Genomic DNA, 11,507 nt, shown 5'->3' with positions numbered 1-11,507 from the left:
ATAAGTCACCATAAAAAAGTCGTATGTTGAATAATATTTTCAACTAGGTTATCAATCTGTAATTAGAAGATTGTTCTTTTGCACATTATGGAGTGGCTATGCGTGTTGTCATACTGGGAAGTGGTGTGGTTGGCGTAACCAGCGCCTGGTATTTAAGTCAGGCGGGGCATGACGTAACCGTTATCGATCGTGAGCCAGGCCCTGCGCTGGAAACCAGTGCGGCGAATGCCGGGCAAATCTCTCCGGGCTATGCGGCACCGTGGGCGGCTCCCGGCGTGCCACTGAAGGCGATTAAATGGATGTTCCAGCGCCATGCACCGCTGGCCATTAGCCTCGACGGCACGCAGTTCCAGCTTAAGTGGATGTGGCAGATGCTGCGCAACTGCGACACCCGCCATTACATGGAAAACAAAGGGCGTATGGTGCGTCTGGCGGAATACAGCCGTGACTGCCTGAAAACCTTGCGCGCCACCACCGGCATTGAGTACGAAGGCCGTCAGGGCGGTACGTTGCAGCTGTTCCGCACGGCGCAACAGTACGAAAACGCCACCCGCGATATCGCCGTGCTGGAAGATGCCGGTGTTCCGTACCAACTCCTCGAGGCCAGTCAGTTGGGACAGGTTGAACCGGCGCTGGCGGAGGTGTCCCACAAACTGACGGGCGGCCTGCGTTTACCCAACGATGAAACCGGCGACTGTCAGCTCTTTACCCAGCGTCTGGCGCAGATGTGCGAGCAGGCAGGGGTAACATTCCGCTTTAACACGCCCGTCGATAAATTGCTGTCGGAAGGCGGTAATATTTACGGCGTGAAATGCGGCGAAGAGGTGATCAAAGCGGATGCCTACGTCATGGCCTTTGGCTCTTACTCCACCGCCATGCTGAAGGGCATTCTGGACATTCCGGTCTATCCGCTGAAGGGGTACTCCCTGACCATCCCGGTGAAAGAGGACAGCGGTGCACCCGTCTCCACCATTCTGGATGAAACCTATAAAATCGCCATTACTCGTTTCGACAACCGTATCCGCGTAGGCGGCATGGCGGAGATTGTCGGCTTCAACACCGAGCTGCTGCAGCCGCGTCGTGAAACGCTGGAGATGGTCGTGGGCGATCTCTTCCCACGCGGCGGTTTTGTCGAGCAGGCCACGTTCTGGACCGGTCTGCGTCCAATGACGCCAGACGGCACGCCGATTGTGGGCCGCACCCCGTTCAAAAACCTGTGGACGAATACCGGACACGGCACCCTCGGCTGGACAATGGCCTGTGGCTCAGGTCAGTTGTTGAGCGACTTGATTTCCGGGCGCACCCCGGCAATTCCGTTTGACGATTTAAGTGCCGCGCGCTATCAATCTGGGTTCACCCCCTCGCGTCCACAGCACCTGCACGGCGCGCATAACTAAGGAGTTGTCATGTCCCGTCCTGTTCTGGCTCAGCTGGACTTGCAGGCCCTGAAGGATAACCTGCAGATTGTTCGCCGTGCTGCGCCAGGTTCACGCGTCTGGTCGGTGGTGAAAGCGAACGCCTACGGCCACGGTATTGACCGCATCTGGAGCGCGCTCAGCGCGACCGACGGTTTTGCGTTACTGAATCTGGAAGAGGCCATTTTGCTGCGCGAGCGCGGCTGGAAAGGCCCTATCTTATTGCTGGAAGGGTTCTTCCATGCCGACGATCTGCCGTTGCTGGATAAGTACCGGCTGACCACCAGCATTCACAGCAACTGGCAGGTTAAAGCCCTGCAGGACGCCAGACTGCATGCCCCGCTCGACATTTATCTCAAGGTGAACAGCGGCATGAACCGCCTGGGCTTCCAGCCCGAGCGGGTACATACGGTATGGCAACAGCTGCGCGGCATCAGGAATGTGGGCGAAATGACGCTGATGGCGCACTTTGCCGACGCGGAAAAACCCGATGGCATCGCCGAGGCGATGGTGCGGATTGAGCAGGCGGCTGAAGGTCTGGCGTGTTCGCGCTCGCTCTCTAACTCGGCGGCCACGCTGTGGCACCCGGAGGCGCACTACAGCTGGGTACGCCCGGGGATCATTCTGTACGGCGCGTCACCGTCAGGGCAGTGGCAGGATATTGCCAACAGCGGCCTGAAACCGGTGATGACCCTGCGCAGCGAAATCATCGGCGTACAAACGCTGAAGGCCGGTTCCACGGTGGGCTACGGTAGCCGTTACCGGGCGACAGGCGAACAGCGAATTGGCATTGTGGCGGGAGGCTATGCCGACGGCTACCCGCGCATCGCTCCGACCGGCACGCCGGTGTGGGTGGATGGCGTTCGCACGGGTACCGTGGGGACGGTCTCAATGGATATGCTGGCGGTAGACCTCACACCGTGCCCGCAGGCGGGGATTGGTTCACCGGTTGAGCTGTGGGGAAATGAAATTAAAATTGACGATGTGGCCGCCGCTGCAGGGACCGTTGGCTATGAGCTGATGTGCGCTCTGGCGCCGCGCGTACCGGTTGTGACGGTGTAACTATGCGATGTGCCGGGGGGCGATAACGCCTTCCCCGGCCAGTAAGACACGAAACCTAAACTACTCTGACTCTTCTTCCATCGGCCTTACGCCGACTTTGCGTACCGCGTTATCTTCTTTCTCGGCCACCGTCCAGATCATCCCGGCAAACTCGACCTGGTCACCGACAACGGGTGCTGCGCCAAGCAGTTGCTGGATAATTTCCCCCAGCGTTTGCTGCTTATCGCGATACTCCAGCCCTTCATCCAGACCGTAAATCAAGGCAACATCTGCAAATTTGGCGTTCGCTTCCAGAATAAAATCGCCGAAGAAACGCTGATCCAGCGCCACCGGTGGCGACTGGCTGAACAATTTACCCAGCGCGGGCAGGTCGCGCTCGCGGCCAATCACGCACAAAATATCCCCTTCACGCAGACGGGTGCTGCCGGTAGGGTGAAGCAGAACATTGTCGCGGAACAACGCGGCAATCCGCGTTTCGGCGGGCATATGCAGATCGCGTAGCGACGCGCCCACGCACCATTTGTCTTCGCTAAGCTGATACACAAACTGTTCCCACGGGTTTTCCGGATGAATATCCAGCCCGACGCGGGAGACGGGCCAGCCAACGGGGGGGATCACCACTTTTGCCTTTTTCGCCGCCCAGCCGAGTGACGTGCCCTGGAACAGGAGTGAAATCAAAACAACGAAGAATGCGACGTTGAAGAACAGTCGGGCGTTATCCAGGCCCGCCATCATCGGGAACACGGCAAGGATAATCGGCACCGCGCCGCGCAAACCCACCCAACTGATAAAGATACGCTCGCGCAGGTTAAAGCCGCGAAACGGCAGCAGGCCTGCAAACACCGACAGTGGACGGGCGAAGAAGATCATCCACGCCGACAGCATCAGCGCCGGCACGGCGATAGGCAGCAGGTCTGAAGGGGTAACCAGCAGGCCAAGCACCAGGAACATGCCAATCTGCGCCAGCCAGGCCAGTCCGTCGAAGTTCTGCAAAATGGCGTGACGGTTGCGAATAGGGCGGTTACCCATCAGGAAGCCGCAGAGGTAGACGGCAAGAATGCCGCTGCCATCCAGCGCGGTGGTGACGGCAAAAATCAGAATGCCGCCGCTCAGCGCCAGCAGAGGGTAAAGCCCGGCGGGAAGTGAAATCCGGTTGATCATCTGCTGCAGCAGATAGCCGCCGCCGAGGCCAAGAATAATCCCCAGACCAAACTGCTGCAGGATATGCCAGGCAAACATCCAGCTCAGCCCGCTTTCGTGCTGCTGGATCATCTCAATCAGCGTGATGGTGAGAAACACCGCCATGGGATCGTTACTGCCGGATTCAATCTCAAGCGTGGAGCCAACACGTTCGTTAAGCCCTTTACCGCCAAGCAGGGAAAAGACCGCCGCCGCATCGGTTGAACCGACAATAGCGCCAATCAGCAAGCCTTCCATGATATTGAGATGGAACAGCCAGGCGGCCATCATCCCGGTCAGGCCGGATGTGATTAATACGCCTACGGTCGCCAGCGACAGCGCCGGCCCTAAGGCGACGCGGAACGAGCTCGCCTGAGTGCGCATCCCGCCGTCCAGCAGGATCACTGCCAGCGCGAGGTTACTCACCATGTAGGCGAAAGGGTAGTTATCGAAAGGAATACCGCCGATGCCATCGATGCCAGCCAGCATGCCGATAGCAAGGAAAATAACGAGAATAGGTATGCCGAGACGCGATGAAAATGAACTTAATAATATACTACAGGTTACAAGCACAGAACCCAGAATGAAAAGGCTGATTATCGCTGCGGCATCCAATGTTGTCTTACTCCCACCTCAATGTTAACGCTGTTACTAAAACCCTAACATATTAACCACGGCAACAGCGTTTTATTAAGGGGTTTAACGGCTTTTTATGCCTTTATGACCGGATGACCGCTTATTGTTAACCGACTGCCTGAATCATCATGTATCAGGGACGCATGTGCCCCCAGCGCAAGGGTTACGGTTTGTTGCTCATGGCCAAAATCCAGACCGGTGATAACCGGGATATCGAGACGGGAACGGATGAAATCAACCATCGTTTCAAGGGAGTAACCGGCGTCGTAATCATTGGGTGCCGCACCGCTAAAACTGCCCAGCACGATTGCTGACTGACGTTCAAGGATCCCGGCATGATAAAGCTGCAATAACATGCGCTCGACGCGGAACGGATGTTCGTTAATATCTTCCAGCACCAGAATGCCGTCTTCGATGTCCGGCAGCCACGGCGTACCGATGAGCGAGACCAGCATTGCCAGGTTACCGCCCCAGAGTTGGCCTTCACAGGCCCAGTACGGCCCCTGGCCTTGCCACGTTATGCTGTAGGTGGGGTTTTGCAGGGCGCGCCAGAAATGCTCAAGGGTAAACGCATCGAGCGCCGGCGCACCAAAATTTCCGGCCAGCATCGGGCCGCTGAAGGTAATGACGTTATGCAGCGCCAGCAGCCCAAGCTGGATGACCGTGAAGTCGCTGTGGCCGCATATCAGCAGCGGGTCCTTCTGTTGACGCTGTGCCAGACCTTGCCAGTCAATGCTCTCCAGTAACCGGCTCGCGCCGTAGCCCCCCCGCACCGCAAGCACGATCCGATCCTCACCCTTCAGGTTCACCAGGCTGTTGATATCATTCAGTCTCTGGGCCTCAGTTCCGGCAAAACGCTGCTGGCGGCGAGGGATAATCGTCTGATTTTCTACCTGGTGGCCGAAGCCCAGTAAACGCTGAACGCCCCGTTGTGCCGCGTCCTGATTGATGCAGTAGCCCGACGGTGCGATAAGATGAAACTGAGACATGGCAATTCCTTGCTGAATGAGAAACTAATTGTCTATATCATGCCGCTTATACGCTGCCCGCTTCAAGGGGTGGCGCACTGCGATGACCGGCTATAAGGATAGATGACGTGAAATTGAGATGGTTTGCTTTTTTGATTGTGTTGCTTGCGGGCTGTAGTTCCAGACATGACTATCAAAATCCGCCCTGGAACCCGGAAGTGCCGGTGAAACGGGCCATGCAGTGGATGCCGATCAGCGAGCAAGCCGGGAAGGCATGGGGCGTCAGTCCGCGTCTTATCACCGCGATCATTGCCGTTGAATCCGGCGGTAATCCCACGCTTGTCAGCAAATCAAACGCAGTGGGGCTGATGCAGCTCAAAGCGTCTACCGCAGGTAAAGAGGTCTACCGCTACATGGGCTGGAGCGGTCAGCCGTCGACCAGCGAGCTGAAGAACCCGGAGCGTAATATCTCCATGGGGACAGCCTATCTCAGCATTCTGGAGCATGGCGTACTGAAGGGCATCGACGACCCGGAAGTGATGCAATACGCGCTGGTGGTCTCTTACGTCAACGGGGCCGGGGCGCTGTTGCGAACCTTCTCCTCTGACCGTAAAGAGGCGATAGAAGAGATTAACGGCATGGACAAAGATGAATTCGTTGAACATGTGGCGAAAAATCATCCGGCACCACAGGCTCCGCGTTACATCTGGAAAGTACAGAAAGCGATGGATGCCATGTAATGCCGCAGGCGGGCGGCGGTCACGCTGCCCGTTTTCCTCACAGAACTTTATTCGCACGTTCCCGTGCTTCGCGCTCCAGTGCAAAGATAATGCGCTGCAGTTCGCGCTCTGAACCGGGTCCGACGTTCAGGAAGCGGAAACTCAAACGTGGCGTGGTAATCGTTTCGTTTTTGCTGTCCACCACCTTCCGCTCGCTGATGGCAATCAACTGGGCATCAAAATAAAACCGTCCCCAGCCGGCCATATCCAGTTCAATTTGCGAGAATCGCATGCCTTCGACCAGTCCGTCAGGTTTCGGCGTATCCATCAGCGCGCCCATACCGCCCAGCGATAGGTCGAAGAGGCGGAAGCGGAGCTCTTTTTTGTCCGGCATTTTAGCCTTACAAAAATAGGCAGGGTGAAGGGGGGCGCTGATGCGGAAATATTCCCGGCGCTGCACAAACCACAGGTTGGCAGGCAGCGGTGTGACAAACGCGGGAAGACCCTGGTATTCGCTCATCTCAAGGCGCGGGAGCACAAATTCCACTTTTGCACCGTGGGTCTCTGCCATCACCGCGAGTTTCTCTGCTTTCAGTGCGGCGCGGTTTTCATACTCCTGACTGCCCAGATCGATAACCAGTCGCTCCTGCGAGACGTCGAGGATCTTGCTGATGAACTGATTGTTTGACCAGCTGATGCGCAGCGGCACTTCACCTTTTTGCAGGTCACGCAATACCCCTAATACAGCCAGCGGATTTTGCTTGAGGAACTGCTCACTGTAATTACTCACGCCGGATGGCTCCTTGATAGATGACAGACTGTCTTTGCGTTATCGGCACTGCACAATGAAACTTAATACAAACCGATGAGTTTTTTTTCAGATTGCAGAGAAGATAAGTCGGTGAGATGAAATTAGTTTTCCAGGGATGACCTATACTTAAGTTACCTGCGCAGAAGGTTTTCTGCGCATGCATTAAACCTGCAAGAGGGCATCGCTATGGGTATTATCGCCTGGATTATCTTTGGTCTAATTGCTGGCGCTATCGCTAAACTTATCATGCCGGGAAATGATGGCGGCGGCTTCATACTGACGTGTGTGCTCGGTGTCGTGGGGGCGGTTGTAGGCGGCTGGCTGGCGACGATGTTTGGCTTTGGTGGCAGCATCAGCGGTTTTGACCTGCACAGTTTCCTGGTGGCTGTCGTGGGTGCCATTGTGGTGCTGGGCATTTTCAGGTTACTGCGACGGGCATAACTTCACTAAAACGGCTCTCAAGGAGGGCCGTTTTTTTACGTGCATATTGATTTGCTAATCGAAATGATAATAATTGTCGTTCCTGATTACATTTAATCACAAGACGACTTTATGAACCCCTCTCGTTTCACGTTATGCGCGTTGGCAGGAGCCGTGACGCTGGCATTGCAGGTACAGGCGTTTGCCGAAGAATCAACCATCGTAGTCACGGGCTCAGAGCAGGGCAGCGTACTGCCCGACTGGACGAACAGCGCAACCAAATCAGCCGTTGCCGAGAGTAAAACCCCGCAGGTGATCAATACCCTGTCGGCACAGGAAATCGATAAACGTCACGCGAACTCCGTGAATGAGATCCTGCGCTATGCACCGGGTGTGTCGACCGAGGTGCGCGGAAACACCTCCTACATGAGCGAATATAAAATTCGCGGATTTACCGTCGATCAGGAGTTCTACAACGGGCTGCAGTTGCCCTATAACGTTACCGGCAATACCAAAGCCCGCATCGATCCGCTGTTGGTTGAAAGCGTTGATATCCTCAAAGGTCCCTCATCGGTACTGTACGGCGGTGCCTCGCCGGGCGGGCTGGTGAATATTCAGAGTAAAAAACCGCAACAAGCCGCCCGGACCGAACTGGGCTTTAACACCGGCAACCGTAACCTGAAAGAGGGGTATCTGGATTCGACCGGGCAAATTGCCGATAGCGACTGGAACTACCGTCTGCTGGGGAAAGCGACGGAGAGTGACGATCAGCCGCACACCTCCCGGTATGAAAACTACCTGGTTGCGCCGTCTGTCACCTGGCAACCGGACAACAAAACGCGTCTCACCCTTGATGCGCTGGCGCAAAACTCCCCAAGCCTGACGCCGTCTAACCCGCTGCCGCTCGCCTGGCTGCGTTCGAAATATGCGGGCAAGCGAGATTATGCCGGCGACGAATGGAGCGGGTTTAAACAGCGCCAGTGGATGCTGGGTTACAGCTTTGAACATGAATTTGACAGCGGCTGGGGCTTTAACCAGAAGGCACGCTATTTTGACATCGATACCCACCAGCGCAGTATTTATGCAACCGGGCCGGGCAGTGAAGTCAACCAGCTTAACCGCTTTGCCTACACCACGGATGAAGATCTCCGGAGCTTCAACATTGATAATCAGGTGACCAAAACCGTTGCGCTGGGTGAGTGGAAACACCATCTGCTGGCCGGGTTTGATTACCAAAAGCTGAATTCCCACTTCCACTACCGCTATGCCTCGACAACACCGGGGATTGATATGCGCAATCCGGACTATTCACAGGTCCATGAGGATGCGCTGGGGCTGTATACCGCGCAGAAAAACCGTCTGAGCTATCAGCAGAATGGGTATTACCTGCAGGATCAGGTGGAGTTTGGCGGCTTAAATCTGTTGGGCAGCCTGCGCTATGATGATTATCGCTCCGTCACCACCGATTATCTGCATAACGGCGACAAGGCGTGGGTATCGCAGGATCGCGTTACCAAACGACTGGGCGCGCTCTACGCCTTCGACAACGGTCTCTCTCCGTTTATCAGCTATTCAGAAGGGTTTGCCCCGGTCTCGCCGCAGGGAACCCTGACGGCGAAAGAAGTCAAGCCGACCACCAGCAAGCAGGTGGAGGGCGGGGTGAAATATCTGCTGGCAGAGTACGCCACCACCTTTACCGCCTCAGTGTTTACTATTCGCCAGAAGAATGTCGTCACCTCCGATCCCGGCTTCCTGAACTATCGTCAGACCGGCGAAGTGGAGTCTAAAGGGGCGGAGTTGTCTGTGATTGGCCGTCCGACAGACAATCTGAACCTGATTGCCAACTACGCATACACTCACGCCATCAATACGCAGGACGATAAGTATCAGGGCAAACGCCCTACGCAGGTGCCGGAAAATGCATTCAACCTGTGGGGGGATTACACCTTTGAGAATACGCCACTGAAAGGATTGATGCTGGGGGCCGGGGCGCGCTACACCGGGCCGATGGAGATTTCACCGGCGAACGACGCGGGTAAACTCGGTGGCACCACGCAGTACGATCTGGCGGCATCCTATCGGATGGGCGAAATTCTGCCTTCGCTTGAAGGGCTGACCCTGAAAGCGAGCGCGCAGAACATCACCAATAAAGAGACGTTGACCTGTTACGATGCGACCAACTGCTGGATTGGACGTGACCGAACCTATCAGTTAGGCGCGAGCTACAGCTTCTGATGCCCTGTTAAACCCCGTAAGACGGCCCATTCACCCTCTCCTGGCGGGAGAGGGTGAGGGAATGAGGCCGCTTTATTGCGCCGTACTTTTCGCCGGTGCGACAGCATCGTTTGCTGCCGGCTGATTCTCCGGCACGCTGTCGCACGGTTTCTCTTTCGGACAGACCAGATCCAGCATTTTCAGCGTCACGCCGTTGCTCCAGCCGAAGCCATCCTGCAGCGGATATTCACCGCCACCGCCCCCTGTACCGGTACTCGAAACGTCATACTTCTCTACCAGCTTCTGTTCGCGGTCATAGGTATGCTGAACATTTTTCAGGAAGCGCCAGGTCACATCCATTGCCACCTTATCCTGCCCGTAATTCTGCAACCCTTCCGTCGCCACCCATTGCAGCGGTGCCCAGCCGTTAGGTGCATCCCACTGCTGGCCGCTGTTGATGGTGGTGGTGGAAATGCCGCCCGGTTTGAGCAGGCGTGACGATGCCGCTGCAGCGACCTTATCAGCGCGATCCTGCGAAGCCGCCTTCACATAGAGCGGATAAAGTGCGGCTGCCGTAAGCTGATTACGCACCTTTTTGCTCTTAAGATCGTAATCCGCGTACCAGCCCTCTTTATCATTCCACAGATGGCTCTCGATCGCTTTCTGACGCGCGGTCGCCAGCGCGTCATACTTGCTGGCAGCGGAGGTATCGCCGGATGCCTGGCTTGCCCTGGCCAGCAGTTTTTCCATCTTAAACATCAGGGCGTTAAGATCGACAGGCACAATGCTGGTGGTGCGGATCGTGCCCAGTTTTTGCGGATCGTCCATCCAGCGGGAGCTAAAGTCCCACCCCGAGGCGGCCGCTGAGCGTAAATCGCGGTAGATCTCCGTGGCCGGTCGGTTAGGATTGCTTTTAGCGGTGGTTATATCGTCGAGCCAGGATTCAGGACGCGGCGTATCGCGGTCATCCCAGTAGCGGTTGAGTACTGAGCCATCGTCCAGCTTCACTACACGTTTGTTGGCTTGTCCGGCCTGCAGCGTGTCGGCCCCCTCCATCCAGTAGGCGTACTCTTTCTCCATTTGCGGACGGTATTTCTTCAGCGCATCGCTGTCATGGGTCGCCAGCAACTCGACCATCAGCGCGAAGAACGGAGGCTGGGAGCGGCTCAGGTAGTAGCTGCGGTTGCCGTTCGGGATATGTCCCCAGCTGTCCAGCTCGTAAGCGAAGTTGTCGACCATATCGCTGATTTTGTCCCAGTGGCCACTCTCAGCCAGCCCTAACATGGTGAAATAACTGTCCCAGTAGTAGACCTCGCGAAAACGTCCACCAGGTACGACATAGGGTTTAGGCAGCGGCAGAAGGGAATCCCACTTATTACTCGCTTTATCGGTGGTGCGGGTCAGCACGGGCCAGAGGTCATCAATGTGTGCACGTAAAGTTTGCCCGGCAGGCGGGACGTATTTTTCACCCTCCGCTGGCAGCGTAAAGTTCATTTCCACAAAGTGCTTCAGATCGAAGCCAGACTGAGTGCGCTGCATCCGATAATCCGCCAGAATCATCAGCGGATCGCTTTTCGGCACGGCGTCAGCAAAGGTCTTTTGATCGGGAAACAGTTTGGCACTTTGCACATCATTAAAGAGAGGACCAAGTAAAATATCGGGGGAGCTTGTCTGGGTGGTGAGTTGTTCTTCCGCATAACCCCATGTTGTCACACCGAGTAACGCGCCGCCCAAAGCCAGGTGCAAAAGAGCAGGGCGTAGTGTACGAGGTCTTATCATCGGTTCATCTCCTGTATTCGCTGAGCAGCGTTGCCGCTGTTATCAATCACCTGAAAACCTTAGACGAATATTGGCCGCTTCGCGTGTCGAATATCCCATTTTGCGCATAACCAGACAATTTACCGTCTGGTTATGCGCCGGAAGGGATTGGGAGAATTTGCTATCTCGATGAAAGGTAATTCTTTTTTATGATAAATAATTATATTGCTTTTAATTTAATCAACGGGCGCAAATCATGGCGCGATAATAATATGCGTGTAATGCTCTTTTATTCCGGAATAGCGCAAGGTGCTCCCTTAGCACG

Annotated in this window: 9 protein-coding genes; 5 read left to right on the top strand and 4 right to left on the bottom strand. The window is 55.7% G+C overall.

What is annotated here, in order from left to right; translation table 11 throughout:
• Window positions 1-98: 98 nt before the first annotated feature.
• Together BH714_RS09335 and dadX are read left to right on the top strand one after the other, a co-directional pair.
• Window positions 99-1,397 carry a D-amino acid dehydrogenase gene (locus BH714_RS09335; RefSeq protein WP_020883441.1) on the top strand — a complete coding sequence of 433 codons (1,299 nt, stop codon included), beginning with the start codon at window positions 99-101 and terminating at the stop codon, window positions 1,395-1,397.
• 9 nt (window positions 1,398-1,406) lie between these two features.
• A complete protein-coding gene (gene dadX / locus BH714_RS09330; protein ID WP_040017760.1) occupies window positions 1,407-2,477 on the top strand; it encodes a catabolic alanine racemase DadX in 1,071 nt (356 codons plus the stop codon).
• Window positions 2,478-2,537: 60 nt separating this feature from the next.
• Here the strand turns inward: dadX and BH714_RS09325 are convergent, their stop codons facing one another.
• Together BH714_RS09325 and ldcA are read right to left on the bottom strand one after the other, a co-directional pair.
• The gene (locus BH714_RS09325; RefSeq protein WP_040017759.1) at window positions 2,538-4,271 is read right to left on the bottom strand and encodes a potassium/proton antiporter; all 1,734 of its coding nucleotides are present in this window, start codon (window positions 4,269-4,271) and stop codon (window positions 2,538-2,540) included.
• 95 nt (window positions 4,272-4,366) lie between these two features.
• Entirely contained in the window at window positions 4,367-5,281 is a 915-nt protein-coding gene (ldcA, locus tag BH714_RS09320; protein ID WP_040017758.1) for a muramoyltetrapeptide carboxypeptidase, read from the bottom strand.
• A 107-nt stretch (window positions 5,282-5,388) separates the two neighbouring features.
• Here ldcA and emtA point away from each other — a divergent pair, with 107 nt between their 5' ends.
• Window positions 5,389-6,000, top strand: coding sequence for a membrane-bound lytic murein transglycosylase EmtA (emtA, locus tag BH714_RS09315; RefSeq protein WP_014170571.1), 612 nt, complete (start codon window positions 5,389-5,391; stop codon window positions 5,998-6,000).
• Window positions 6,001-6,037: 37 nt separating this feature from the next.
• On the opposite strand, the gene ycgR is transcribed toward emtA, so the two are convergent.
• Window positions 6,038-6,769, bottom strand: coding sequence for a flagellar brake protein YcgR (ycgR, locus tag BH714_RS09310; RefSeq protein ID WP_020883443.1), 732 nt, complete (start codon window positions 6,767-6,769; stop codon window positions 6,038-6,040).
• A gap of 207 nt (window positions 6,770-6,976) precedes the next feature.
• Here ycgR and BH714_RS09305 point away from each other — a divergent pair, with 207 nt between their 5' ends.
• Entirely contained in the window at window positions 6,977-7,231 is a 255-nt protein-coding gene (locus BH714_RS09305) for a GlsB/YeaQ/YmgE family stress response membrane protein (RefSeq protein WP_010432765.1), read from the top strand.
• Between the two features lie 111 nt (window positions 7,232-7,342).
• On the top strand, window positions 7,343-9,445 hold the full coding sequence (locus BH714_RS09300; protein WP_020883444.1) for a TonB-dependent siderophore receptor: 2,103 nt from the start codon (window positions 7,343-7,345) through the stop codon (window positions 9,443-9,445).
• Window positions 9,446-9,517: 72 nt separating this feature from the next.
• On the opposite strand, the gene BH714_RS09295 is transcribed toward BH714_RS09300, so the two are convergent.
• Entirely contained in the window at window positions 9,518-11,203 is a 1,686-nt protein-coding gene (locus BH714_RS09295; protein ID WP_014170568.1) for an alpha,alpha-trehalase, read from the bottom strand.
• Between the last annotated feature and the right edge of the window lie 304 nt (window positions 11,204-11,507).

Origin of the sequence: Enterobacter ludwigii (assembly GCF_001750725.1) — a bacterium.
Lineage (GTDB): Bacteria > Pseudomonadota > Gammaproteobacteria > Enterobacterales > Enterobacteriaceae > Enterobacter > Enterobacter ludwigii.
This window is presented reverse-complemented; position numbering and strand designations above follow the sequence as displayed.

Excerpts from the sequence above, each read along its gene's own strand:
- ldcA (WP_040017758.1), bottom strand. The coding sequence starts at position 5,281 with ATGTCTCAGTTTCATCTTATCGCACCGTCGGGCTACTGCATCAATCAG.
- BH714_RS09295 (WP_014170568.1), bottom strand. The coding sequence starts at position 11,203 with ATGATAAGACCTCGTACACTACGCCCTGCTCTTTTGCACCTGGCTTTG.
- BH714_RS09335 (WP_020883441.1), top strand. The coding sequence starts at position 99 with ATGCGTGTTGTCATACTGGGAAGTGGTGTGGTTGGCGTAACCAGCGCC.
- BH714_RS09305 (WP_010432765.1), top strand. The coding sequence starts at position 6,977 with ATGGGTATTATCGCCTGGATTATCTTTGGTCTAATTGCTGGCGCTATC.
- dadX (WP_040017760.1), top strand. The coding sequence starts at position 1,407 with ATGTCCCGTCCTGTTCTGGCTCAGCTGGACTTGCAGGCCCTGAAGGAT.
- BH714_RS09300 (WP_020883444.1), top strand. The coding sequence starts at position 7,343 with ATGAACCCCTCTCGTTTCACGTTATGCGCGTTGGCAGGAGCCGTGACG.